The organism is Streptomyces sp. NPDC057486 (genome assembly GCF_042802415.1).
Taxonomy (GTDB): domain Bacteria; phylum Actinomycetota; class Actinomycetes; order Streptomycetales; family Streptomycetaceae; genus Streptomyces; species Streptomyces yanii.
In genome coordinates this window covers 21,976-46,969 of sequence record NZ_JBHVEE010000019.1, presented here as the reverse complement: position 1 = coordinate 46,969, position 24,994 = coordinate 21,976, and the positions used below count along the sequence as shown (strand labels likewise).

The 24,994-nt window shown below is 71.8% G+C and carries 18 protein-coding genes; 10 read left to right on the top strand and 8 right to left on the bottom strand.

Annotated features, from left to right (window positions below):
• The first annotated feature begins 109 nt into the window (after positions 1 to 109).
• The 3 genes from ACFU6I_RS12075 (at position 110) to ACFU6I_RS12065 (ending at position 4,433) form a co-directional block, all read left to right on the top strand.
• Complete coding sequence (locus tag ACFU6I_RS12075) at positions 110 to 574, top strand: nuclear transport factor 2 family protein (protein ID WP_384364270.1); 465 nt, start codon at positions 110 to 112, stop codon at positions 572 to 574.
• Between the two features lie 119 nt (positions 575 to 693).
• Complete coding sequence (locus ACFU6I_RS12070; protein WP_384364267.1) at positions 694 to 2,736, top strand: hydantoinase/oxoprolinase family protein; 2,043 nt, start codon at positions 694 to 696, stop codon at positions 2,734 to 2,736.
• Positions 2,733 to 4,433: a hydantoinase B/oxoprolinase family protein gene (locus tag ACFU6I_RS12065; protein WP_384364265.1), complete on the top strand. Its 1,701-nt coding sequence runs from the start codon at positions 2,733 to 2,735 to the stop codon at positions 4,431 to 4,433. Before ACFU6I_RS12070 ends, ACFU6I_RS12065 begins: the two co-directional genes overlap by 4 nt.
• Positions 4,434 to 4,654: 221 nt before the next feature.
• Here the strand turns inward: ACFU6I_RS12065 and ACFU6I_RS12060 are convergent, their stop codons facing one another.
• The 6 genes from ACFU6I_RS12060 to ACFU6I_RS12035 all read right to left on the bottom strand — a co-directional run bounded on the left by ACFU6I_RS12060 (position 4,655) and on the right by ACFU6I_RS12035 (position 13,831).
• Positions 4,655 to 6,202 carry a helix-turn-helix domain-containing protein gene (locus tag ACFU6I_RS12060; RefSeq protein ID WP_384364263.1) on the bottom strand — a complete coding sequence of 516 codons (1,548 nt, stop codon included), beginning with the start codon at positions 6,200 to 6,202 and terminating at the stop codon, positions 4,655 to 4,657.
• Entirely contained in the window at positions 6,199 to 7,317 is a 1,119-nt protein-coding gene (locus tag ACFU6I_RS12055; RefSeq protein WP_384364261.1) for a DUF917 domain-containing protein, read from the bottom strand. Before ACFU6I_RS12055 ends, ACFU6I_RS12060 begins: the two co-directional genes overlap by 4 nt.
• A complete protein-coding gene (locus ACFU6I_RS12050) occupies positions 7,314 to 8,621 on the bottom strand; it encodes a hypothetical protein (RefSeq protein ID WP_384364259.1) in 1,308 nt (435 codons plus the stop codon). The genes ACFU6I_RS12055 and ACFU6I_RS12050 overlap by 4 nt, the downstream gene beginning before the upstream one ends.
• 97 nt (positions 8,622 to 8,718) lie before the next feature.
• The gene (locus ACFU6I_RS12045; RefSeq protein WP_384364257.1) at positions 8,719 to 10,089 is read right to left on the bottom strand and encodes an MFS transporter; all 1,371 of its coding nucleotides are present in this window, start codon (positions 10,087 to 10,089) and stop codon (positions 8,719 to 8,721) included.
• A gap of 271 nt (positions 10,090 to 10,360) precedes the next feature.
• Entirely contained in the window at positions 10,361 to 12,241 is a 1,881-nt protein-coding gene (locus ACFU6I_RS12040) for an alkaline phosphatase family protein (protein WP_384364255.1), read from the bottom strand.
• Between the two features lie 510 nt (positions 12,242 to 12,751).
• Positions 12,752 to 13,831 carry a mechanosensitive ion channel family protein gene (locus ACFU6I_RS12035; RefSeq protein ID WP_384364254.1) on the bottom strand — a complete coding sequence of 360 codons (1,080 nt, stop codon included), beginning with the start codon at positions 13,829 to 13,831 and terminating at the stop codon, positions 12,752 to 12,754.
• A gap of 678 nt (positions 13,832 to 14,509) precedes the next feature.
• Between ACFU6I_RS12035 and hydA the strand changes: the two genes are divergently transcribed.
• The 5 genes from hydA to ACFU6I_RS12010 all read left to right on the top strand — a co-directional run bounded on the left by hydA (position 14,510) and on the right by ACFU6I_RS12010 (position 21,186).
• Positions 14,510 to 15,910, top strand: a complete 1,401-nt coding sequence (hydA, locus tag ACFU6I_RS12030) for a dihydropyrimidinase (protein ID WP_384364252.1) — start codon at positions 14,510 to 14,512, stop codon at positions 15,908 to 15,910.
• Between the two features lie 11 nt (positions 15,911 to 15,921).
• Entirely contained in the window at positions 15,922 to 16,923 is a 1,002-nt protein-coding gene (locus tag ACFU6I_RS12025; RefSeq protein ID WP_384364250.1) for a TIGR03842 family LLM class F420-dependent oxidoreductase, read from the top strand.
• Positions 16,924 to 17,003: 80 nt separating this feature from the next.
• Positions 17,004 to 18,563 (top strand): NCS1 family nucleobase:cation symporter-1, encoded by a 1,560-nt coding sequence (locus ACFU6I_RS12020; protein ID WP_384364248.1) that lies wholly within the window; start codon positions 17,004 to 17,006, stop codon positions 18,561 to 18,563.
• Positions 18,564 to 18,851: 288 nt separating this feature from the next.
• Positions 18,852 to 19,205, top strand: coding sequence for a hypothetical protein (locus ACFU6I_RS12015; protein ID WP_384364363.1), 354 nt, complete (start codon positions 18,852 to 18,854; stop codon positions 19,203 to 19,205).
• Positions 19,206 to 19,749: 544 nt separating this feature from the next.
• On the top strand, positions 19,750 to 21,186 hold the full coding sequence (locus ACFU6I_RS12010; RefSeq protein ID WP_384364246.1) for an amidase: 1,437 nt from the start codon (positions 19,750 to 19,752) through the stop codon (positions 21,184 to 21,186).
• Here ACFU6I_RS12010 and ACFU6I_RS12005 read toward each other — a convergent pair.
• Together ACFU6I_RS12005 and ACFU6I_RS12000 are read right to left on the bottom strand one after the other, a co-directional pair.
• Entirely contained in the window at positions 21,180 to 22,007 is an 828-nt protein-coding gene (locus ACFU6I_RS12005) for a class I SAM-dependent methyltransferase (RefSeq protein WP_384364244.1), read from the bottom strand. The genes ACFU6I_RS12010 and ACFU6I_RS12005 overlap by 7 nt on opposite strands.
• Positions 22,004 to 22,987 (bottom strand): carboxymuconolactone decarboxylase family protein, encoded by a 984-nt coding sequence (locus ACFU6I_RS12000; RefSeq protein WP_384364242.1) that lies wholly within the window; start codon positions 22,985 to 22,987, stop codon positions 22,004 to 22,006. Before ACFU6I_RS12000 ends, ACFU6I_RS12005 begins: the two co-directional genes overlap by 4 nt.
• Before the next feature lie 168 nt (positions 22,988 to 23,155).
• Here ACFU6I_RS12000 and ACFU6I_RS11995 point away from each other — a divergent pair, with 168 nt between their 5' ends.
• On the top strand, positions 23,156 to 24,295 hold the full coding sequence (locus ACFU6I_RS11995; protein ID WP_384364240.1) for a sensor histidine kinase: 1,140 nt from the start codon (positions 23,156 to 23,158) through the stop codon (positions 24,293 to 24,295).
• Complete coding sequence (locus tag ACFU6I_RS11990; protein ID WP_384364238.1) at positions 24,292 to 24,975, top strand: response regulator; 684 nt, start codon at positions 24,292 to 24,294, stop codon at positions 24,973 to 24,975. The genes ACFU6I_RS11995 and ACFU6I_RS11990 overlap by 4 nt, the downstream gene beginning before the upstream one ends.
• Positions 24,976 to 24,994: the final 19 nt, after the last annotated feature.

Genomic DNA, 24,994 nt, shown 5'->3' with positions numbered 1-24,994 from the left:
GGCTGTGTAGCGTGGCCGCCACCCGCACCGCGGCGTCGCCATGACACCCTCGTGTCGCCGTCACGCCCACGTGCCGCCATCGCCCCCGTGTCCGCTCAGGAGCACCGCCATGCCCGAGAACACCCGCCCTCTCCCGTCCACCGCCAGGCCCGGCGCATCGGTGACCGACGCCGACGCGGTCTGGGCCGTCCTCACCGGAATGTACGAGGCGTACGAGGCCGGCGACCGGACGAGGATCGACCGGGCGCTCGACCCCGAGGCGACCGTCTGGGACTCCGCAGCCGACCCGCTCCTGCTCGGCAAGCCCGACCTCGACCGGATCCGTGACGCCCGCCCGGCAGCCGGTGCGGGACCGGTGGAGACCGGCCTCACCGCGTACGACCGCACCGTCGACGTCTTCGGAGACATCGCCGTCCTGCGCTTCTGGCTGCGCGTTGACTTCGAACCCGCCGCGGACGGTGGCGCGAACAGCCCCGAACTCATCCGGAACACCGTGATCCTGCACCGGGCCGGGGAAAGCTGGCGGATCGTCCACCTCCACGAGGACGTGCGGCAGCCCGGCCCGGCCGGCTGACTCAGCAGGAACCCGGCGCTGCGCACAGGCGGACGTCGTGCGCCGTGCGCAGCGCACAGCCGCCCGAAGCACCCCGTCGATAACGTCACGCCATTCCCCTGAGAAAGCCGGGAGGCGGCATGACTTACCGGGTGGCCATGGACATCGGCGGCACATTCACCGATGTCGTCGCGTACGACGAGACGCGCGGCACCTTCGACGCGGCGAAGACCCCCACCACGCCGGGAGACCTCGCCGAGGGCGTCTTCTCCTCGCTGGGCCGGGCGGTCGACGACCCCGCCGACATCTCCTTCTTCGTCCACGGCACCACCCAGGGCCTCAACGCCCTGCTGGAGCGGAAGGGCGCCCGCGTCCTGCTGCTCGCCTCGGCCGGGCTGCGCGACGTCTACCAGATCGCCCGCGGCAACCGGGACCGCATGTTCGACCTGCACTACCGCAAGCCGGTGCCGCTCGTGGACCGGTACGCCACCGCCGAGGCGGGAGGCCGGTTCGACTCTCGCGGCACCGAGCTGGTCCCGCTCGACGAGGACGCCGTGCGGGCCGCGGCCCGCCGCGCGCGCGACGAGAGCTTCGACGCCGTCGCCGTCGCGCTGCTCTTCTCCTACGCCAACCCGGCCCATGAGGTGCGGGCCGGCGAGATCCTCGCCGAGGAGCTCGGCGACGACGTGATGATCGTGCTCTCCCACCGGGTGGCGCGCGAATGGCGGGAGTACGAACGCACCTCCTCCGCCGTACTGGAGGCGTACACAGGTCCGGTCGTACGCCGCTACCTCGGCCGGATCGAGGACCGCTTCGCCGCACACGGGCTGACCGTTCCCGTCCAGGTCATGCAGTCCTCCGGCGGCGTCGTCAACGCCTCCTTCGCCCGCCGCCACCCCCTCCAGACCCTGCTGTCCGGACCGGTCGGCGGCACCATGGGCGGGGTCGCGGCGTCCGCGCTGCTGGGGCGGCCGAACGCGATCTGTGTCGACATGGGCGGCACCTCGTTCGATGTGTCGCTCGTCCTCGGCGGGCGGCCCAATGTCTCCAACGAGGGCGCAGCCGACGGCTTCCCCGTCCTCATGCCGCTCGTCGACCTGCACACCATCGGTGCGGGCGGTGGCTCCCTCGCCTACGCCGAGGCGGGTGGACTGCGCGTCGGCCCCGAATCGGCGGGCGCGGTACCCGGCCCCGCCTGTTACGGGCGTGGCGGCACCCGGGCCACCGTCACCGATGCCAACGCCGTCCTCGGTCGCGTCGACCCCGACTGGTTCGCCGGCGGGCACATGACCCTGGACACCGGAGCGGCCCACCGCGCCGTCGCGGAACTCGCCGACACGCTCGGTCTCGACCCCATCGATCTGGCCGGCGGCATCTGCGACGTCGCCAACGCCAAGATGGCTCAGGCGATCCGTACCCTCACCGTCGAGCACGGCCTGGAACCCCGCGAGTTCGCGCTTCTCGCCTTCGGCGGCGCCGGACCCATGCACGCGGTGGAGATCGCCCGCGAACTCGGCATCGAGGAGGTCGTCGTCCCGCGCTTTCCCGGCGCGTTCTCCGCATGGGGCATGCTCGGAACCGAGGTCCGCCGCGACCTCACGCTGCAGTTCTTCACCCCGGGCGCCGACCTCGACGGCGCGGCCATGGCGGACGCCCTCGCCGGACTGCAGGCCGAAGGCTTCGAGGCCCTCGCCGAGCAGGGCGTACCGGCGGCCCGGCACCGTATCGAGCATGCCGTCGACATGCGGTACGAAGGCCAGGACTACACCCTGACCGTGCCGCTCTCCGGCCCCGCCGAGCCGGCCGCCGCAGGCTTCCTCGCCTCGGTCGCCGAACGCTTCGCCCGGCTTCACGAACGCCGTTACGGCCATGCGACTCCCGAGGCGCCCGTCGAGTTCGTCACTTTGCGTACCACCGCGCTCGGCGGACTCCCCGAACTCGCCGCCGTCCCGTACGCGGCAGCAGCCGGCGAAGCCCCCGAGGCCCCCGTCAAGCCGGTCGTCTTCGGCGGCGTCGCGCACGACACCCCGGTGCTGCGCCGCGAGCACCTCGCCCCCGGGCAGCACATCCCCGGCCCCGCCGTCATCGTCGAGGCCACCTCCACCACCGTCGTCCCGCCGGACGCCACGGTCACCGTGGACGACAACGGATTCCTCGTCATCAAGCTCGGAGGCGTCGCATGACCAGTACGGCCCAGGTCGCCGTCGACCCGATCACCCCGGTCGCCGTCGATCCCGTCACCACGGAGATCATCCGCTGCGCGCTGCTCCAGGCCGCGGAGGACATGAACACCACGCTGATCCGTTCCTCCTACACCCCGACCATCTACGAGGCCAAGGACTGCGCCGTCGCGCTTCTGGACCGCGACCACCATGTTCTCGGCCAGTCCTCCGGCCTGCCGATCTTCCTGGGCAACCTGGAGGAGTGCACCCGGGCCACGGAGCAGATGTACGGCGCCGGGATCTGGCGGCCCGGCGACGTCTGGGTGCTCAACGACTCGTACATCGGCGGCACGCATCTCAACGACGTCACCGTCTACGCCCCGATCTTCGTCGACGCCGAACTCGTCGGCTTCGCCGCCTCGCGCGCGCACTGGATCGACATGGGATCCAAGGACCCCGGCGGCTCCATGGATTCCACGACGATCCATCAGGAGGGTCTGCGCATGGGCCCGTTGAAGATCTATGAGAACGGCGAACCCTGCGAACTGGTCCATGATCTGATCTCACGTCAGGTCCGCTTCCCGCACCCCACCCTCGGCGACATGCGTGCCCAGGTGGCCTGTGCCCGCACCGGTGCACGACGGCTCGCGGAGATCGTGGGACGGTGGGGCCTGGAGACCGTGCTCGCAGCCCGTGACGCGATCTTCGCCCAGACCGAGCGGCTGGAGCGCCAGGAGATCTCCGCGATCCCCGACGGTGTGTACGAGGCCACGGGGCATCTCGACAACGACGGCATCGACCTCGGCACACCCCTGCATGTCACCGTCCGTGTCACCATCGACGGCGACCGCATGACGATGGACGTCACCGACTGCGCCGACCAGGCCACCGGACCCGTCAACTGCGGTGCCGCGCAGACCGTCGCAGCCTGCCGGGTCGGCTACAAGCTGCTCGTGAGCGGTGAAGTCCCGCTCAACGGCGGATCGTTCAGGCCGCTCGACGTGCTCACCCGGCCCGGCACCATGCTCGCCGCCGTGGAACCGGCCGCCTGCCAGTACTACTACTCGCACCTCGGTCTGGTCATCGACCTGGTCGTCCGGGCACTCGCCCCGGCCGTCCCGGACCGCGCCGCCGCGGCAAGCTACGGCGACTCGATGATCGTCCAGTTCACCGGCACCGACCCGCGCAGCGGAAAGCTCTTCGTCTCCCAGGAGGCGACGGTCGGCGGCTGGGGCGCCTGGGAGACGTCCGACGGCGAGTCCTGCCTGATCAACAACGTCAACGGCTCGCTGCGCGACATGCCGGTCGAGGTGCTGGAGACCCTCTTCCCGGTGCGCGTCGAGGAGTACGCGATACGCCCTGACTCCGCCGGTGCGGGCCGCACGCGCGGGGGCAACGGCGTGGTGCGCCAGTACCGGTTCGCCGCCGACCAGCAGCTCTCCCTCTGGTGGGAACGGTCGGTCACCCCGGCCTGGGGCGTCTTCGGCGGCACGGCGGGTGCGGCCCCGCGGGTGACACTCAACCCGGGGTGTGACGGCGAGCGTTCACTGCTGAAGACCAATGCGCTGACCGTGCGCCAGGGCGATGTGCTGCGCTGCGAGAGCGGGGGTGGCGGCGGGTTCGGCCCGGCGGGGGAGCGGGCGGCCGAGGCGGTGGCCGAGGATGTGCGGCAGGGGCTGCTGACCGCGGCGCACGCGGCGGCCGTCTACGGAGCCTGACCGGCGGACCGGCCCCGCACCGGGGCCGGTCGCACCGGGGCCCGCCGGCCCAGCTGCGCGGCGCCGGCCTGCTCACCCGGCCCCGGTGTCCGCGGCAGTGCTCGCGGACGCGGAGACGCGGCGTGCGACCGACGGCGAGCCGGCCGAGGACCGGGAGCGGCCGGCTCGGGACATTCCGTGCCGCACCGGCAACTCCCGCGGAAACGGCGACGGTGAGCCGCTCAGCATTCGCCGTCCCCGGACAGCAGCACCCGGCAGGCCAGATGAAGCGCCAGCCGTTGTGACGCATCGTCAGGATCGAAACCCAGTGAGCGGATACGATCCAGCCGGGCCGTCACCGTGTTGCGGTGCACCCCGAGCACCTCGGCCGCCGCCGTCGGCGCGGCGCCCGCGTCGAGGACGACCGCCAGCGTACGCAGCAGGGTGCCGTCCCGGTCCGCTGCGAGGAGCGGGGCGAGCACCACCTCTGCCGGTCCGCGCAGCAACTCCGTCGGTACGGCGGACAGGAGTTGGGCCGCGCCCATCCGGTCCCCGCGCACCACGCTCCCCGGATCACCCGCGGCCGCGACACCGGCCGCCGCGCACGCGTCGGCGAGGACCGGACCGAGGGACGGCAGCGATTCCGCCGTTCCCGCCACCCCGCCCGCGACCGGCACATAGGCGGCCAGGGCCGCGAGGGCGTCGGCCAGATGCCGGGTCGCGTCGTCGAGCGGGTCCGCTCCTTCCGCCGGGGTCACCGACTGCCAGGCCACCCAGCAACCCTCGTATGCGACCAGCGGCCCTCCCGGTCCGACCGCCGCCCACACCGCGCGCAGCGCAGGGCCGGGATCGGGGCCCTCCCGGCCCGCGACCGGGCGCAGTGCGTATGCGACGAGCGGGCCACGGGCGGGCCAGCCCAGCGCCGCCGCCTCGGCACGCTCCTCCTCACCCGGGCCCGCCCCGGGCCCGTCGTCGCCCAAGGCTCGGGCATCGGCCTTCAACAGTCGGCGAAGCAACAACTCCGCTCGGTGGCCGGTCCGTTCGTCGTCCAGACGGCGCAGCGCGCACCACGCGGTGAGCGGAGCGACCGCGAGCGAGAGCACGTCCCGCACCGTCTCCTCCCACCCGGCGACCCGCGAGCCCGACCGGGCGACCAGGGTGCCCAGCGAGCCGCCGTCGCCGTCCGGGACCTCCACCCGGACCGTGAGCGCCCCGCCCTCCACCGAGAGCGCGGCCCGTCGGCCCGCCAGCACCTCACCGGCCGTCCCGGTCAGCGCCACCGCCGTGGACGGCAGTACCGCGTGCAGCGCGGAGAGCACCCGTCCGGCGTGCGGTCCGGCGTCGGCGAGCGCCCGGGCCGCCTGGGCCACCAGCGCGGTCCGTCCGGCGTCCGGGCGGGCGACCGCCGATGCGATACGGACCGCAGCGTCCAGCGGGTCCTCGTCGATCACCAGCAGGGGTACCCCGAGCCGGTCGGCGAGCGCCCCCACCGAACCCGGCCGCCCCGCCGACTCGGTGACCACGACACAGGCCGCGGCATGCTCCCACGCCTTGCGCAGCGCCATCTCCACGGTCCAGCCCGCGGCAGCCACCCTGCCGGTCAGTACGACCGCCGTGTGCGGTTCGAGGGTGTCGAGGGCCGCCGTACGGTCCACGATGCGCACCGATCGCACCTCGGTGCCGCGGCCGCTCGCCCCGGACATCCGGACCCCGGCGAGCCGCCCCTGCTGGACGAGTTCGGCGACGGTGAGCGCGCCCTCGCGGACCGGGCGGCCGGTCGGCCTGTTCACCACGAGTCCTCCTGTGTGTCCTGCGGACCGACCGCGCCGGCCCGGGCCAGCCGTCGGCCCTCGGGCGTGTGCCAGGCCGGCGCGGCGGGGATGACCACCACCTCGACCTCCACGCCGGGCACCGCCCGTTCCACATCCAGCACGCGCCGGTCGGCTGAGGCCGACAGGATCAGGATCTGGTCGGGCGCGGCGGCGACGGGCGCCCCGTCCGCCAGCGCCAGCAGCACCTCGTTGTGTGCCTCCAGACGGAAGTGACGGCCGAGCCCCTCCGTCTCGGCGACCAGCACACTCGTCGGGCGCGACGGCAGGGCGGGCCACGGGTGGGTGTCCTGGCCGCCGACCCGCTCGTACGGTTCCGGCGCCGCGTAGCCGTGCTCGTCCGCCGGGTGCTCCACCGCCGTGATCCGGCCCCGGCACAGCCGCCGCAGCGACCAGGGCGCGAACAGATCGCGGGGCGTCGCCGTGCCCGAGCGGATCGCCCTGCTGACGGTGCCCGGCACCACGGAACCCGCCAGGACCCCGCCCGGCATGGCATAGCAGACGGCCACCGCCCAGCCACCCGCCGCCGGAACCAGCGGCCGCACCAGATCCTCCACCCGCCCGCCGGCGGACTCCACCACGACCACATCGCCCGACGGGGTCGCCAGCGCGAGCGGCGCCGCTGCCACCCCGGCCAGCGTGAACGTCGACTGCTCCAGCAGCGGAAGCACTCGTCCGCAGCCGTCGCCGTCGACCAGCGGAAGCCCGCAGTCCGCCGCGGCGGCCACCGACAGCAGGGCGTTCTCCCCAGCCGTGTTCAGCGTGACGACCGCGTCCGCCCGGGTGCCCAGCAGCCGTTCCAGGGCACGCACCGCCCGTACCGTCTCCGCACCGGTCGGCAGCTGCTCGGCGAGCGCAGCCGATGAGCCGACCAGCGTGACCGTCACACACAGACGCAGGTCGTTCAGCTCGTCGGGGGCCAGCAGCCGCACCGGCCCGTGCGCGGCCACAGACGCCCGTGCCCAGTCCAGTGCCACCCGGAACGCCGACTCCGCCGCGCCCGCCGCCAGCACGAGCGACCCGGTCGCCAGGTGTTCCAGCACGGCTGCGTCCACCCGGAGCGGGGCCCCGCTCATGAGGTGGCTCCTGCGGGTGGGCCCACGGCCCGGACCCTGATGCGGTGGACCCCGCCCGGCAGATACGAGACGGGCGTGTGGACCGTTCGTGCCACCCGGGCCCCGCCCGGCGCCGCACCCGCCGACACGACCCGGGCCAGTGCCTGATCGCGGGCCAGCCCGATGAGCCGGTCCAGTTCCGCCCGGCCCGGCGCGACCACCACCTGCTCCAGCTCCACTCGGGTGTCCGCGCGCGCCGCGCCGTACGCCGCCGCCGAGATCGCCTCACGGTCACCACCGAAGTGCGGGGCCGCGCCGCCTGCGTACAGCACCGTGCTGCCCGGCGCGCGCTCCAGCACTCCGGCGACCAGGGCGTCGACCCGGGGCCGTGCGTCGGTGGGCAGGTCCTCGCCGCCGAACGGCAGGGTGTTCAGGCGCGGCCTGCCCACATCCATCCAGAGCCCGCCGGGCCCCGGGCCCGCGTCCCCGGCCTCCAGTTCGCCGTCCGTGACGGCTGAGCAGCGGACCGCGGAACCGGCGGCGTCCACCACGACCACCCGCTCGGCGCCCGCCCGCAGTGCGGCGCCGCGCAGCGCGCAGGCCGTGGCGGAGACCGTGGCGATCACCGGGTAGCGGCGTACGTATTCGGCGGAGACGAGACCGGCGTCGTCCCGTGCGAAGAACAGCGGGGCGGTGATGCCACGGGCCCGCAGTGCTCGTTCGGCCGTGGTGGTGAGGTGCTCGGCCCAGCGGCCGAGCGCGGCGTTGGCTGCGGCGGCGTTCTCGCGCTCGCGCAGACCGGGGGAGCCGATCTCGTGCGAGAGGGTGATGTGCGCACCGGGAAGGTGGCGGGCGATCACGGAGGCCGCGGCCAGCTCCGGTTCCGGGCGGGCGGGCGAACCGGCCGCGCAGAGCGCGAACGAGGTGATCGAGGCGGCCGCCGCGTCCCGGGCGAACGCCGCGACCCCGGCCCGGTCCAGCGGCGCCAGCGTCCGGCCGGTGAGCGAGGACCCGCCCGCGACGACGCGGGTGAGCCCGCCCGGATGCGGGGACGGGCCGAGCGCGGGATGGCTGGGAGGTGAGATGCGCAGCACGGCGACGGGCGACGGGTCGTGGGGCGTACGGTCGAGGTCGGTCGTGAGACAGACGACCTCGACGCGCTCGTACGGGACGTTCATGAGGGGGCCCAGTGCGTCCAGGACATCGCGCAGCGAACGGTCGAGGGAGGCCGACGAGTCGACCACGGCGTGTGCCGATGTCGTGCCGTCGGGGCCGACGAGAACGGCCACCGTCGTCGCACGCCCCACGTCCACACCGAGTCTCACCTGCATCATCCTGCCATCAGGCCCTGGGGCGCGCGCCGTGGGAACCGGCCGCCGGCCGGTGGGGGAGACGGCCGGCGGGCGGAATTCGTCGCGGCCGTTACTCCAGGTCCTGGCCCTCGGTCTCCGGGAGCGGAGAGGCGAAGAGCAGCGCCACCACCAGGAAGGAGGTGATGAACAGGATCGTCGTCGAGAAGCCGGTCGCCTGCGCCAGGAGGAAGCCGACCACCGAGGGGGCGAGGGAGGTCGCGACCAGCTGGGCCGCGGTGGCCCAGGAGTACCCCGTACCGCGCAGGGCGGTGGGGAAGAACTCACCGTTCCAGGTGTTCCATACGCCCCAGGCGCCGAGGCTGAAGAAGGACAGCGCGAAGTTCGCGATGTACAGCTCGGTCATCGAGCCGGAGTAGGCGAAGAGGATTCCACTGACCGCGGCGAGTGCGACGTACGGCAGAAAGACCTTCTTGCGGCCGAAGCGCCCGGTCAGCAGGGACGCGGACACATAGCCGGGGATCATGAACAGGGCGCTGAGGGCGACGAAGCCCAGGCTCGCCGACATGCTCAGGCCCTTGTCCTGGAGCAGCGTCGGCAGCCAGGTCTGCAGACCCCAGTATCCCCAGTTGAAGGTGAAGTTCACGACGAGCATCTGCAGCGTGATCCGCAGCAGCCTGCCGCGCAGCAGCTCCACCGGACGCCCGGCCCGCTCGGGGGCGACGACCTCGAAGCGGGTGCCGGCGGGGACATCGGCACCCAGCCTGCGCAGCACGGCAGCCGCGTCGTCGTGCCGGTTCTGCCCGGCCAGCCAGTAAGGGGACTCCGGCACCCAGGCGCGGATCGCGAACACCCACAGACCGGCAAGGGCCGAGGCGATGGCCACCACATGCCAGCCCAGGCCGGCCAGCAGCTGCGTCACACCGACCGCGGCCAGCACACCGATCGGCCAGCCGATCGACAGATAGACCGCGGCCCGGCCACGCGTCCGGGACGGCAGCAGCTCCAGGAAGTACGGGAAGGTGACCGTGTAGATTCCGGCGAGCGCCAGCCCCGACAGCACCCGGGTGACCAGCAGCACCGTGAAGTTCGGCGAGAAGGCGCCGGCCAGGGCGATGGCTCCGTACACGGACAGGCTCCACAGACATACCGCGCGCCGGCCGATCCGGTCCGACACCGGACCCCAGACCAGCGCACCCGGGATCATGCCGAGAGCGACGGCGGAGAGCACCCAGCCGATCCGGCCCGCGTCGATGGAGAACGCGTCGCCGAGATCACCGGAGACGTAGACGAGGGCGAGCTGCTCCCACGACTCGATGACGAAGGCCATGAAGAGGGCCAGCGCCGCCAGAAGATGGGCGCGGCCGAACGGCATGGCCTCGAAGTAGGCGCCGACGGGGCGGAGCCCGGCGGATCCGGCCTTGTCCGGCCCCGTCTCCAGGGGTTCTCCGGTTGCACCGGAACGTGCAGTTGTCGCGCTCACCGGCTGTCCTCCAGGCATTCGTACTGACCGACTCACCCCTCAGCGGGTGGGGATGGCGGCACAGTAGACAGGCCCGGGGGCGGGAACCTGTGCGCAGCGCACAGTGGCGCGGGGGGCCGCTGTGCTGTGTGCCCCGGCGGCCTGTGGAGGGCCGCACCGGCGGGAACTGCCACGGTAACCCGGCGCGGGACCGGCGCGGCCGGGGCCGTTGTCCGGCGTGTGCGCGACGGGGCCGGGCCCCGGTGGGTGTCTCCGGGGCCCGGCCGGTCGGTCAGCCGCGGTGGCCGGTGGGGCGGGTGAGGACCAGGGAGCGGACCGCGTCGAGTTCGCCGTAGTACGCGAGGTGCTGGTAGCGCACGTCGGTGACGGTGAGGGTGGCCTCGGCGTTGCCCTGCTGCACGGTCGCCCCGAAGCGGACGGAGCCGTCCGTCCTCGTCGTGCCGGTCAGCTTCTGCACCTGGTTGCCGTACCGCAGTTCGGCGACCACCTTCGCGCCCCGCACCGGAGCGCCCTGCGCGGTCTTGACCACGCCGTCCGCGGTGACCTTCCACGCGGCGTCGGAGCCGGGCCGGCCGAGCAGCTCGGTGTCGGCCTTCAGGGAGGCGACGGCGAGCTGCGACGGCGGGTTGGGCTGGCCGAACGCCACCTGGTCGACGGTCCAGAAGGCACTGTTGGTGCCGGTGTAGCGGAAGCTCAGCTTCGCCGACTGTGCGCCCGCCGGAACGTTCAGCTGCAGGTGCTCGACCGTGTTGGTGTTCGCCCGGTACGACTTCACGAGCTGAGGTGCGCCACCGTCGTACGAGACGTAGACGTCACCGGTCTGCGGGCCGTCGATGAGGTAGTTCGTGGCGTACGAGACGTTCGCCGTGGCCGCACCGTTCAACGGGAAGGCGGGGCTGACGAGCGTGGAGTCGAACTGCCCGGCGTCGTGCGCCTTGTCGTCCCACTCGTCGGAGTCGGCGACCGCGAACACATTGCGGGCGCGGACGTTCGTCTCGCGGCCCTGGCCGCGCTCGGCGTTGGTCCAGAACTCGTCGGTGGCGAAGGACCAGCCGCGCCACTCGGTGACGCCACCGGCGGGCATCTTCGAGTTGTCGATGGTCCAGCCGTCGGGGGCCGTGTTCGTCCACCCCTTGGTGTCGGCGGGGAGCTTGGTCTCGTCGACGGGGGTCCGGAGCGTGTCGCGCAGCGTGTCGAAGGCGTCCGGTTTCAGGGCGGAGAGCGCGGTGCCGTCGAGGTTCCACGAGGGGTCGATGGCGACGCCCTCGTGGTGCAGAACGGTCGGCGCGATGTCGGTGATCTTGACATCGTCGCGTACCGAACCGGGCTCGATGCCCCGGCCGCGGGCGATCACGAAGGTGCCGCGCTCCAGCGGGGTGTTGCCGCCGTGGCCACCGGTCGGGGTGTGGCCGTGGTCGGCGGTGATGACGACGAGCCAGTTCTCCTGGGCGTACGTCGGCCGGGAGGCGACGGCGTCGAGCAGCCGTCCGACCTGTCCGTCCACGGTGTTGAGCGCCTTGAGGTAGGCGTCGCTCGCGCTGCCGGAGGCGTGCCCGGCGCCGTCGACCTCGTCGAGGTGGACGAAGGTGGAGTCGGGATTGCCATGGGCGAGATAGTCCGTGGCCTTCGCGGTGGTGCCCTCGTCGTTGCCGCCGGCGATCCGCAGATCCGTTGTCGAGCCGAAGATGATCTGGGGGACCGGGCTCCAGGTGCCGACGACCAGGGTGGACGTGGTCGGGTCGGCGGCCTCCAACCGGGTCGCGTAGTCCGGGTACTGGCCGTAGTTCGGGGCGGTGAAGTTGTTGTCCTTCACGTTGTGCTTGTCGGGCCAGACACCCGTGGCGATGGACGACCAGCCGGCGCCGGAGACGGTCGGGGCCATCGGGTTCGCGTACAGGTTGCTGCGCGCGGTCAGCCCCTCGGACATCAGCTGCTTGAGGTGCGGTACGTCAGCGCGGGCGAAGGCGTCGAACGTGGCGCCGTCGATGCCGATGACGAGCGTCTTCGCCTGCTTGCTGCCGGACGGCAGGCCGGCGTACGGGGCCGCGGCGGCGGCCCGGGACTCGTCGGCCTGGGCGACCGACAGCGGAAGGGCGGCGGCGACGACGGTGGCGGCGGCCAGCACGGTACGCGCGGAGCGCGATATGGGCACGTGATCCTCCGGGATCGAAAGCGGGGAAACCGGACAACGGGTGTTCGGTGACGCGCCACAGACTCGCCGTCCGTGGTGATCGCCTCACGCCCGAAACGGGACGAGCGCGTGAACCGTACCCAACATTTGGACCAGACCCGTAACCGTTACGTTATTTTTGACTCGGTTGTTATCGTCCGTGGGTCGACGGTGCCGAGCCGAGTGATCCGAGGTGAACTCATCGGGTTTCGGGCGGCGTTGGCCGGAGATTGAGCAGTCGGGGGTGCGGCGCGGTGTTCACGGACGGCCGGCGTTGTGCAACGCGGAGCCGAACGGTCCGTACCGCGGCCCGCCCGGCGGACTTCCGGACGCGGCCGCCGCGCCCGGCGCACACCGCGAAGGACTGCCCGGCGGCGTGACCGTACTGTGCGAAGCTCGCCCGGAAGTCGCCGGCGTGACGGTACGCCGGCGCGACCGGACCGGTGTGACCGGGCAGTCGTGATCAGCCGCATGACGGCGATGCGACCACGGCTACGACAACGACTGAGTCGCCTCGCGCTGGTGGGGGATCGCGACCGGCGCCGCTCCCGGCTGCACGGTCACGGTGCGCGTCGGAGCGGGGACCGTGATGCCCTCGGCCCGGAATCGCTCGTGCAGGCGCTTGATGAACTCGTGCTTGATCCGGTACTGGTCGCTGAACTCGCCGACCCCCAGAATGACCGTGAAGTTGATCCTGGAGTCCCCGAACGTATGGAACCGGACGGCCGGTTCGTGGTCGGGGACGGCGCCGGTGATGTCGGTCATCACGTTCTCGACGACTTCGGTCGTGACGCGCTCGACGTGTTCGAGGTCGCAGTCGTAGCCGACACCCACTTGGACCATGATCGAAAGTTGCTGTTCCGGCCGGCTGAAGTTGATCATGTTGGTGCCGGCGAGCTTTGCGTTCGGGATGATCACGAGGTTGTTCGACAGCTGACGCACCACGGTGTTCCGCCAGTTGATGTCGACGACATAGCCCTCCTCGCCGCTGCTGAGCCGGATGTAGTCGCCTGGCTGCACCGTCTTCGAAGCGAGGATGTGCACGCCCGCGAACAGATTGGCCAGCGTGTCCTGCAACGCCAGAGCGACCGCCAGACCGCCCACGCCCAGCGCGGTGAGCAGAGGCGCGATGGAGACGCCCAGCGTCTCGAGCATGACGAGGAAGCCCATCGCCAGCACCACGACGCGCGTGATGTTGACGAAGATCGTGGCCGATCCGGCCACCCCCGACCTGGACTGCGCCACGGACCGCACCAGACCGGTGATCACCCGGGCCGCCGTGAGCGTCGCGGCCAGGATGAGCAAAGCGGTCAGCGTCATGGTGACGTGGTGCCCGACCCTGGAGGTCAGCGGAAGCGCCGTGGCCGCCGCAGCCGCACCGGCGGCTGTCGCCGCCCAGGGGACCAGTGTCCGCAAGGCGTCGACGATGATGTCGTCACCGCTCCAACGCGTCCTGCTGGCTCGTTCTCCCAGCCATCGCAGAGTCACGCGCAGCAGGAGGCCCGCCGCGATGCCGGCAGCCACCGCTGTACCGGCGACGACCAAGTCGTGCAGAGTGAGGCCCCGGTTCACCGCTGCCTCCCCGCTGTCCGGGGAACACGACTGATGGGGGGAACCGCCGCCGCTTCCGGGCGCCGGACGGGATGCTTCGTCACCGTTTTACCTGTTCGATTCTCGGGTGTGCGGTTCGCGCCGGGAGGCACGGATGTGCGGACCGGGGTCCGACGCGATCGCCCATCCTGCCGTACGCGTTCGAAGGCGCCGCGGCTGACCCTGCGTCGGCTCACGCAGGGCGGAAGTGCTGATGGCAGCTCAGAATGCGAGAGGGCGGGGGCCTGCCCACGATCGGCGACGTTCATGGGTTTCGTGGTCCTCCCCGGGCATCGTTCCTGGCGTCACCTCGGCGATGGACAGTTCAAGAGCTGCGGAGGGTGCGGTTCCCGAGGGCCGCCCGTGTTCAGGTGCCGGTCGGTTCCGGCAGGAGCTGTCGAGACCGGTCCTCCGGCGTCGCCCGACCGTCCGCGGAGCGGCCGAACAGCCCCCTGGAGAGCTGGGGCAAGTCCGCCCGGCGGTATACGACGAGACCCGGCGTCGGCTTTGGGCCGACGGTGTACGCCATGCCCGGAAACGGAAACGTCTTCAGCGGTTAGCCGCAGCGGTATTGCCACAGTGGGTAACCCACTTCTACGTTCTTCACCACGCACCCTATCTACGTGCGTAGACCCATTCCGCCACAGTGAGGAGGGGTACATGAGCCGCACCGTCATCCACGGCGGCCTCGTCGTCACCGCGTCCGACGAAATCCACGCCGACGTACTCATCGAGGGCGGCCGCATCGCCGCGCTCGCCGCGCACGGCACCGAAGCGGCCACGAGCTGGACCGCCGACCGGACCATCGACGCCTCCGGCAAGTACGTCATCCCGGGCGGTGTCGACGCGCACACGCACATGGAGATGCCGTTCGGCGGCACCTACGCCGCCGACACCTTCGAGACCGGCACCCGGGCGGCCGCCTGGGGCGGCACCACCACGATCGTCGACTTCGCCATCCAGACCGTGGGGCGCGCGGTCCGGGAAGGACTCGACGCCTGGTACGCGAAGGCCGACGGCAACTGCGCCATCGACTACGCCTTCCACATGATCCTCTCCGATGTGAACGAGTCCTCGCTCAAGGAGATGGACCTCCTCGTCTCGGAGGGAGTCACCTCCTTCAAGCTGTTCATGGCGTACCCCGGTGTCTTCTACAGCGATGACGGCCAGATCCTGCGCGCCATGCAACGGGCCGCGGGGAACGGCGGGCTGATCATGATGCACGCCGAGAACGGCATCGCGATCGACGTCCTCGTCGAACAGGCGCTGGCCGCTGGCCGCACCGACCCGCGTTACCACGGCGACGTCCGCAAGGTGGCGCTGGAGGCCGAGGCCACCCACCGTGCCATCCAGCTCGCCCGTGTCGCCGGATCCCCGCTGTACGTCGTGCATGTCTCCGCCGACGAGGCCGTCGCCGAGCTGGCGGCCGCCCGCCACAAGGGACTTCCGGTCTTCGGCGAGACCTGCCCGCAGTACCTCTTCCTCTCCACCGACAACCTCGCCGAGCCGGACTTCGAGGGCGCGAAGTACGTCTGCTCCACCCCGCTGCGGCCCAAGGAGCACCAGGAGGCGCTCTGGCGCGGCCTCCGGAACAACGAGCTCCAGGTCGTCTCCACCGACCACTGCCCGTTCTGCTTCTCCGGCCAGAAGGAGATGGGCCGCGGTGACTTCTCGAAGATCCCGAACGGCATGCCCGGCGTGGAGAACCGGATGGACCTCCTCCATCAGGCGGTCGTGGACGGTCACATCTCCCGCCGCCGCTGGATCGAGATCGCTTGCGCCTCCCCGGCCCGGATGTTCGGCCTCTACCCGAAGAAGGGCACCATCGCCCCGGGCGCCGACGCCGATGTCGTCATCTACGACCCGCACGCCGAGCAGACCCTCTCCGCCGAGACGCACCACATGAACGTCGACTACTCGGCGTACGAGGGAAAGCGGATCACCGGACAGGTCGAGACCGTCCTCTCGCGTGGCGAAGTCGTCATCGACCGGAGGAAGTTCACCGGGCGCGCCGGCCACGGCATGTACACCCCGCGCGCCACCAGTCAGTACCTGGACTAGGAGCACCTGCCATGGACTTCGGACTCGTCCTCCAGACCGACCCGCCCGCCTCGGCCGTCGTGGGCCTGATGCGGCGCGCCGAACGCAACGGTTTCCGCTACGGCTGGACCTTCGACTCGGCGGTGCTCTGGCAGGAACCGTTCGTCATCTACAGCCGGATTCTCGAGCACACCGAACGCCTCGTCGTCGGCCCCATGGTCACGAACCCGGGCACCCGCACCTGGGAGGTCACCGCCTCCACCTTCGCCACCCTCAACGACATGTACGGCAACCGCACCGTCTGCGGCATCGGCCGCGGCGACTCCGCGATGCGCGTCGCCGGACGCAAGCCCAACACCCTGGCCCGACTCAGCGAGGCCATCGACGTCATCCGCGATCTCGCCGAGGGCCGGGAGGCGACCGTCGATGGGCAGCCGGTCCAGATCCCTTGGGTCAAGGACGGCAGACTGCCTGTCTGGATGGCCGCGTACGGTCCGAAGGCGCTCGCCCTCGCCGGACAGAAGGCCGACGGATTCATCCTGCAGCTCGCCGACCCGTTCCTCACCGAGTGGATGATCAAGGCTGTACGGGACGCGGCGGCGGAGGCGGGCCGCGACCCGGACTCCGTGACCATCTGCGTCGCCGCCCCCGCCTACGTGGGCGACGACCTCGACCACGCCCGCGAGCAGTGCCGCTGGTTCGGCGGCATGGTCGGCAACCACGTCGCGGACCTGGTGTCCCGGTACGGCGAACACTCCGGCCTCGTACCCGAGGCACTGACCGAGTACATCGCCGGGCGTGCCGGATACGACTACAGCCACCACGGGCGCGCCGGCAATCCGGACACCGCCTTCGTCCCCGACGAGATCGTCGACCGGTTCTGCCTCCTCGGCCCCGCCGAGGCACACATCGAGAAACTCCGGGCGCTGCGCGACCTGGGCGTCGACCAGTTCGCCGTCTACAACATGCACGATGCGCGCGAAGCGACGATCGACGCGTACGGCTCCGAGATCATCCCCGCACTGTCCGCCTGACCCGCGCCTCCCCCCACGGCTGTACGCGCCCCTCTCCCCAGCCCGCACGGCACCGCTCCCGAGCGAAGGGTCCAGCCGCCATGACATCGACCGTCCCACCCACTCCACCGATCCCACCGCAGGACCGCATATCCGCGCCGCCGGACCGGGTGGAACTCGCCCCCGGAGCCGTCCCCGCCGACAACCGTTTCATCAATGAGGACCTGCTGCCCGTTCCCCTGGAGCGGCGCACCTGGACCACGTACAACTTCGCCGCCCTCTGGGTCGGGATGGCCCACAACATCCCTTCGTGGCTGCTCGCCTCCGGTCTCGTCGCCCTCGGCATGGACTGGAAGCAGGCCGTCCTCACCATCGCGCTGGCCAACCTGATCGTGCTCGGCCCGATGCTGCTGACCGGCCACGCCGGACCCAAGTACGGCATCCCGTTTCCCGTGCTGGCCCGCGCCTCCTTCGGTCTGCGCGGCGCCAACCTGCCCGCGCTGATCCGGGCCGCGGTGGCCTGCGCCTGGTTCGGCATCCAGACCTGGATCGGCGGCGTCGGCATCTTCACCCTGCTCGGGAAGATCTTCGGTGGCTGGGCGAGCGCCTCCGAGATCGGCGGGCAGCCCTGGACGCTCTGGCTCTGCTTCGCCCTCTTCTGGGCGGTCGAACTCGCCATCATCTACCGGGGGATGGACACCCTGCGGCGGTTCGAGAACTGGGCGGCGCCGTTCGTCATCGTCGGCGCCCTGGTGCTGCTCGTCTGGGTCGCCGTCAAGGCCGGCGGCTTCGGCCCGCTGCTCGACCAGCCCTCGAAGCTCGGCTGGGGCGCGGACTTCTGGCCGGTCTTCTTCCCGTCCCTGATGGGCATGATCGCTTTCTGGGCCACGCTCTCCCTGAACATCCCCGACTTCACCCGGTTCGGCGCCGGCCAGCGCGCCCAGATCTGGGGCCAGACGCTGGGCCTGCCGACCACGATGACGCTCTTCGCGCTCCTCTCGGTCCTGGTCACCTCCGGCTCGCAGGCCGTCTATGGAGAGGCGATCTGGGATCCGGTCGAGCTCGTCGCCAGGACCGACAACGTCTTCGGACTGCTCTACGCCCTGGTGACCGTGCTGATCGCGACGATCTCCGTGAACATCGCGGCGAATGTGGTGTCACCCGCGTACGACTTGGCCAATCTCGCACCCAAGCTCATCAACTTCCGTACGGGCGCGCTGATCACGGGCGTCGTCGGTGTGCTGATCATGCCGTGGAAGCTCACCGAGACCCCGGAGCTGTACATCTTCACCTGGCTCGGTCTGGTCGGCGGTCTGCTCGGTACGGTGGCCGGCATCCTGATCGCCGACTACTGGATCGTCCGACGCACCGTGCTCGACCTCGCCGACCTCTATCGCCCCGGCGGCCGCTACTGGTACACGGACGGCTGGAACTGGCGCGCCGTCGGTGCCTTCGGGGTCGGCGGCGTCCTGGCCGTCGGCGGTTCCCATTCCGCCCCCGGCAAAGGCCCGTTCCCGGCCGACGGCCTGATCCCGTTCCTCAAACCGCTCGCGGACTACGGCTGGGCGGTCGGCCTGGCCTCCTCGCTGCTGCTGTACGTGCTGCTCAGCGGCCGGTCCGGGGTCACAGCGGCTGCTGGGAACGGCTCAGCAGCGCGCTGATGTCGAGGGTCTCGGCCGGCGGTGGCGCCGTCGTCCGTGAGCCCGAGCACGATCACATCGCCGGGCCGACGTCCGAGTGCCGGAGCGATGACCGGTCACGTCGCCTCCCACGGAAGGAGATGCCGGGCCCGGTCCGGTGCCGGCGCCCGGCCATGTGGGTGTCCGCCCGGGCCGGAACGGCCGCCCACCCGCGTACACAGGGTGAGGTCCAGCCCAGTTTTCCGTCACGGACGGTGGGGGACGGTGTCGGGGCACCGAGTCCGTCACCAGGAAGAGGAAATGCGAACGATGAAGCTGTGCATGGGGAGTCCGTCCGGGGCCGTGCTGCGGGGCGCCGTTGTCGCGGGAATGACTGCGGCACTCGCCGCACCCGCGACGGCCGCCACCGCCGTGACACCCATGGCGACGCCACCCGGCCTCTCCTGCGACACGGGAAAGCACGAGATCGACGACTACACGGGCTACGCGCTGTGCCGGAACAACGGCACCACGGCGCAGACCTTCTGGGTGCACCTGGTCTGCGGCTGGTCGCCGGACGTGGACGGTGAACACGTCACCCTCGACCCCGGCCAGTCCGGCCAGTCCACCGCACACTGCGCGGGCATCGGCACCGGGATCGGCGAGATCAGCGTCCAGCCCTGAGGGCTGTCCGCCGGAGCCGGCGTGAGTGCGCGCGGTGGTGGTGTCGACCGTCCTCGGCCGACCGGGTCCGTCACCGCGCGTCCGTCCGTTCCAACCACCCGTATGACGGGGAAGCCCACGGCCCGCAGTTCGGCCGAACGGAGCAGGGCGGCGGCCCGCCGCTCGGTGAGGGTGCCGCGCCCGGTCTCGGTCAGCATGGGCCGGTCGGGCATGGCGCCGCGGTCCAGGACGATGCGGGTGAGCTTCAGCCCGATCCGTGCCGCCCGGTGTTCCAGGCGTGCACTCGCGTCCATGGCGCCTGCCGCGGTGCCGAGGCGCACCGTCAGGTGTGTCTCGAACTCTCCCGTGAACTCTGTTTCCGCAGGCCCCACCCCACCTGTTCGGTTCTGTCCACTCCTGCCGGAGAAATTGGCAAGCGGTACTGACACTCCATGCCGAGCGGTTGAGCGGACCGGCCGCTACTCGTTACCCTCCAGTAAGTTCGCGTGGGCGGACAGATGCGGAAGGCGCGGGCACGCGTCGAAATCCGGGAGGCGTACAGCCCATGTCCTCAGCAGAGTTCACGGAGTCGACCGGACTGGCGGACAGCGCACGCGAGCTGGCCGACGGCCGGACCACCTCGACCGAGCAGGTGTCCGCCGCCCTCGAACGCATCGAAGCGAGCCGGAGCACTCTCAACGCCTTCCGGCACCTCCGTGCCACCGAAGCGCTCGCCGAGGCCGCCGAAGCCGACCGGCGCCTCGCCGCGGGGGAGCGGCTGCCGCTGCTCGGGGTGCCGGTCGCCGTCAAGGACGACACCGATGTCGCCGGAATGCCCACCTACTTCGGCTGCCGCGGCGACCTGCCCGCGGCCACCGCCGACGGCGAGGCCGTCCGCCGGCTGCGCGCCGCAGGGGCCGTGATCGTCGGGAAGACCAATTCCTGCGAGCTCGGGCAGTGGCCCTTCACCGAAGGACCCGCCTTCGGTGCCACCCGCAACCCCTGGAACACCGGCCACACCCCCGGCGGCTCGTCCGGCGGTTCGGCCGCGGCCGTGGCCGCCGGGCTGGTGCCCGCCGCGCTCGGGTCGGACGGCGCCGGGTCCATCCGCATCCCCGCTGCCTGGACCCATCTCGTCGGCATCAAACCGCAGCGCGGCCGGATCTCCGTCCACCCGCACCACGACGCCTTCCAGGGCCTCACCGTCAACGGGCCGCTGGCCCGTACCGTCGCCGATGCCGCCCTGCTGCTCGACGCGGTCGCCGGGCCGCACCCCGGCGACCCGCACCGGCCCCCGCCCGTCGCGGCCTCCGCCGCGGCGGGCCGCGACCCCGGCCGGCTCCGTATCGCCCTCGCCTGGCGGCCCCCGCTCACCCTCACCGGTGCCGCCCCCCACCCCGACGTACGACGGGCTGTCACCGCACTCGCCGAGGCGCTCGCCCGGCTCGGCCATCAGGTCGAGGAGGCCAGGCCCCGTTACGGGCTGATCGGTCTGGGCTTCGTCCCCCGTGCCACGGCCGGGATCGCCGAACTTGCCGCCCTCCACCCCGAACCCGCCCTCCTCGACCCCCGCACCCGCAGCGCCCTGCGCACCGGCACCCGGCTCGGGGGCAGGGTGGTGCGGGCGGCCCGGGCCCGGGAGGTGCGCCAGCAGCGCAGGATCGGTGCGCTCTTCCACACGCCCCGGGTGGGAGCCCGGTTCGACGTACTGCTCACCCCGACGACCGCCGCGCCCCCACCCCGGATCGGCACATTCGACGGCCTGAGCGCCTGGCGCACCGATGTGGCGATCACCGAGGCGTGCCCGTACGCCTGGCCGTGGAACGTGCTGGGCTGGCCCGGCATCAATGTCCCGGCCGGGTTCACCTCCGACGGGCTCCCCGTCGGCGCCCAGCTGCTCGGCCCCTCCCGAAGCGAGGAGCTGCTGATCTCCCTCGCCGCACAGCTGGAGGCCGATCAGCGCTGGTACGAGCACCGGCCGCCTGTTCCCACGGGCTACTGACGCACCACCGGTCGGAGCGGGCGGCGGGCGTCGACCACCCACACCCCCGCCCGCAGCAGTACGCCCTCCGCAGTCTCGTACGGCAGCAGGCTGTCCGCCATCGAGGCCCGGGTGGCGTCGGAGACGGTGAGACCCGGCGTACGGGAGACGAAGAAGTCCACCGCGTCCGTAGCGTCCCGTCCCCAGCAGGTCGTGGCCGTCACGGGGGCGATGCCGATCTCCTCGAAGCCCGCCGCGCCCAGTACCTTCCGGACGCGCTCCGGGTCCGAGAGCGAGGCCATGGCCACCGCCACCGCGTTCTCCACCGGGTGCTCCTGTCCCAGCAGGGAAGCCATCTGCCCGAGCGCCTCGCGCTCCTCGCCGTCCGGCAGCGGGGGCCGCGGGCAGACGAACGCCAGCCGGCCGCCGGGGCGCAGGGCGCCCGCGATATTGGTGAACGCCGCGATGTGGTCGGCGAAGAACATCACGCCGCCCCGGCTGATCGCCACGTCATAGCCGCCCGGCTTGAAGGGATGAACCTGTGCGTCCCCCAACTCATAGGAGACGGAGGGGAATTCCTGAGGGTCGGTGAGAGCCCTGGCGCGTTCGATGAGCGGCACGGAGACATCGACGCCGGTGACCCGGCCCCGCGGGGCGCGCCGGGCGGCGATCCGGGTCGAGGGCCCGCTGCCGCAGCCGATGTCGACGACCCGGTCCTCCGCGCCGATCGCCGCGGCTTCGAACAGCGGCTCGTCGAAGCGGGCCAGCATGGCGTTGTAGCGGTCGGGATGGTCGGCCCAGTGCAGGCCGATCGGCCCGTTCCACGCGTCGGTGACAGTCATGCGTGCTCCTCGGTCCTTGTGGTCAGGGTGGCCTCGATGCGCTCGACGGCGCAGATCGCGCCGAACGCGATCAGATGAACCAGGCAGTGATCGGTGAACGGCGGCGCCAGCCAGGCCGCCACGTCCTCGTCCGTGATCCGGTACGGGGCACGCGCCGCGAGCAGCGCAAGCCGTGCGCCCGGCCGCTCCGTCCGGGCCGGCAGTTCCTCGCCGTGCAGGGGAAGCGGTGCGACGCCGTCCCAGGCCGCCACCGACGCCCGTACCAGCGCCGCGTCCTCGTCGCCGAGCAGCTCCGCACCCAGGTGCGCCGCCGCGCGCAGCGCGCCGAACGCGGTGCCGATCGGCGTGTCCGCCGCCCAGGCGGGCGCCGCCCCCTCGGTCTCCAGCAGGGCCAGGCTCTCGCCGGGAACCAGTTCGCGGCGGACCGTACGGGCCAGCGAGCGGCCCGCCACGCTCCGTACCAGGCGGTACTTCTCGGCGCCCCCGGGCAGCATCTCCTCGGTCAGCAGGGACGACACGATCCGGTTGATGAAGTGGAAGGTGAGCGCCGTCCCGATGTACTCCGGTGCCTCCTCGGCCGGGAACGGCTGCGGGGTGCTCATGTCCTCGCCCCACGCCAGCAGTTGGCGGTGTCGGGAGTTCTCGGGCTGTTCGCCGCGGGCGATTCTCTCGGCCAGGGCGTGGTCGCCGGTGGCATGCAGGAGCACGGTGTGCGCGGTGACGCAGAACGGGCACCGGTTGGCGAGCGACACCCCGGCCGCCACCACCTCCTTTCCGGTGCGCGATGCCTGCCCGGCCAGCAGGGACTCCCGCATGACGGCCCAGGTGCCGGCCAGCAGCGGCGGCGCGGCGGACAGGACGACGAAGGTCACGGCGCGGTCGATGCCGAAGTCGGTGGCCAGCTGTGCGTAGACGTCGGCGACCACTCCGGTCGCCGATTTCGGCGGTTCGGGTGAGGTGTATCGAAAGGGTCCGGTCATGGCGACGATGCTCACCCGTCGGACGGTGCCCGGTCGTCGTACGGCCGAAGGCAGTTGAGGACGGTCCCGGCCGACCGGCGGTGGCCGTGACTACTGCCCCGGGAGTAGTGCGGGGTCCGTCCCGCAGGATGATGACCACGCCGTTGTACGGGAGTTAGGGTGCCGCTCATGCAGGGTGACATCGACCGGCGGACTCACCTGCTGGACACCGCACTCGCCGTCGCGATCGGCGCGGCGGTTCTCGCCGCGGCCTACGCCGCCTCGGGTCCGGACACCCTCGACCTGCTGCTTGTCGCAGTCGGTGGTCTGGCTCTCGCCGGGCACCGGAAGGCGCCGCGCGCCGTGCTCGCCGTCACCACCGTCTCCATGCTGGGGTACGTCGTGCACGCGCACCCCGGAACCTGGGCGGCGTTCCCCGTGCTGGCCGCCGTGCATGCGGCGGCGCGCAGCGGACACCGCGTGTGGGGCATCGCCGCGGGCGCCCTCTTTCTCACCGGGTACTTCATGGTCCTGATCGTCGCCGCACCCGGCGCGCAGGACACCGTCGAGCGGACCGTGCTGCTGCTCGGCTGGTTCCTCTGCGCCGGCGTCACCGGACTCATCGACAAGAACTGGCAGGCGTATCTCCGCCAGACCGAGCAGCGGGCGCTCGACGCCGAGCGCAGCCGCGACGAGACGGCGCTGCGCCGGGCCGGGGAGGAGCGGCTGCGGATCGCCCGGGAGTTGCACGACTCACTGACCCACTCCATCTCGATCGTCAAGCTTCAGGCGGGAGTTGCCGTTCACCTGGCCCGCAAGCGCGGCAGTGAGGTGGAGCCCGCGCTGCTCGCGATCCAGGAGGCGAGCGGCGAAGCGATGCGGGAGCTGCGCGCGACCCTGGAGGTACTGCGCACCGATGTGGTGGAGCCGGGCACGGGGCTGGACCGCATCGACGAGCTGGCCGAGCGAGCCCGTACCGCGGGCATCGCACTGTCCGTCACCGTCACCGGCGTCGAACGCACCCTGCCGTCGGACGTCGACAGGGCCGCCTACCGCATCGTGCAGGAAGCACTCACCAATGTGGCCCGGCACGCGGACCGTGCCCGGACGACCGTCGAAATCGTCTACGGGAGGCATGCGTTGACCGTCAGCGTCGACGATCAGGGTCCTTGCGCCCCCGGCGATGCCGTCACCGCGGGCACCGGCCTCACCGGCATGGGCGAGCGTGTCAGGGCCCTCGGTGGCACTCTCGCCGCCGCACCGCGCCCGGGCGGCGGCTTCTCCGTACGCGCCGAACTGCCACTGCGGACAACGGGAACCGCTGTATGAACCGCCAGGAAGTTGTCCGGGTGCTGATCGTCGACGACCAGGCCCTGATGCGCGCCGGATTCCGCGCCCTGCTGGACGCCGAGGACGGCATCGAAGTGATCGGCGAGGCAGCCGACGGCCGTCAGGGGTTGGAACTCGCCCGCCACCACACCCCGGACGTCGCCCTCGTCGATGTACAGATGCCCGTGATGGGCGGCATCGAGGCCACCCGCGAGATCGCCGCCGACCCGCTGCTGGCCGGTGTCCACGTCGTCATCCTCACGAACTACGGGCTCGACGAGTACGTCTTCGACGCGCTGCGCGCCGGGGCCGCCGGGTTCCTCCTCAAGGACACCGAGCCCGCCGAACTCCTCCAGGCCATCCGCGTCGCGGCCCGCGGCGACGCGCTGCTGTCGCCTGCCATCACCCGCCGCCTGATCGGCGAGTTCGTCTCCCGGCCGCCCGACCGGACCACGGCCCCCGGCTTCGAGACACTGACCCGTCGCGAGCGCGAGGTGAGTGCGCTGGCCGCACGTGGGCTGACCAACGAGGAGATCGCCGCGCACATGGTGATCAGCCCGTTCACCGCAAAGACCCATGTCAGCCGGGCGATGACGAAGCTGGGCGCCCGGGACCGGGCCCAACTCGTCGTCTTCGCGTACGAGTCGGGTCTCGTCACGCCGCGCGACCCGCTTCCCTGAGACGTTCCGGGGCCCACGG

Bases quoted from the DNA above. Each gene is read 5' to 3' on its own strand.
- ACFU6I_RS12055 (WP_384364261.1), bottom strand. From the start codon at position 7,317: ATGAGCGGGGCCCCGCTCCGGGTGGACGCAGCCGTGCTGGAACACCTG.
- ACFU6I_RS12005 (WP_384364244.1), bottom strand. From the start codon at position 22,007: ATGACTGTCACCGACGCGTGGAACGGGCCGATCGGCCTGCACTGGGCC.
- ACFU6I_RS11995 (WP_384364240.1), top strand. From the start codon at position 23,156: ATGCAGGGTGACATCGACCGGCGGACTCACCTGCTGGACACCGCACTC.
- ACFU6I_RS11990 (WP_384364238.1), top strand. From the start codon at position 24,292: ATGAACCGCCAGGAAGTTGTCCGGGTGCTGATCGTCGACGACCAGGCC.
- ACFU6I_RS12000 (WP_384364242.1), bottom strand. From the start codon at position 22,987: ATGACCGGACCCTTTCGATACACCTCACCCGAACCGCCGAAATCGGCG.
- ACFU6I_RS12070 (WP_384364267.1), top strand. From the start codon at position 694: ATGACTTACCGGGTGGCCATGGACATCGGCGGCACATTCACCGATGTC.
- ACFU6I_RS12015 (WP_384364363.1), top strand. From the start codon at position 18,852: ATGAAGCTGTGCATGGGGAGTCCGTCCGGGGCCGTGCTGCGGGGCGCC.
- ACFU6I_RS12065 (WP_384364265.1), top strand. From the start codon at position 2,733: ATGACCAGTACGGCCCAGGTCGCCGTCGACCCGATCACCCCGGTCGCC.
- ACFU6I_RS12010 (WP_384364246.1), top strand. From the start codon at position 19,750: ATGTCCTCAGCAGAGTTCACGGAGTCGACCGGACTGGCGGACAGCGCA.
- ACFU6I_RS12020 (WP_384364248.1), top strand. From the start codon at position 17,004: ATGACATCGACCGTCCCACCCACTCCACCGATCCCACCGCAGGACCGC.
- ACFU6I_RS12025 (WP_384364250.1), top strand. From the start codon at position 15,922: ATGGACTTCGGACTCGTCCTCCAGACCGACCCGCCCGCCTCGGCCGTC.
- ACFU6I_RS12075 (WP_384364270.1), top strand. From the start codon at position 110: ATGCCCGAGAACACCCGCCCTCTCCCGTCCACCGCCAGGCCCGGCGCA.
- hydA (WP_384364252.1), top strand. From the start codon at position 14,510: ATGAGCCGCACCGTCATCCACGGCGGCCTCGTCGTCACCGCGTCCGAC.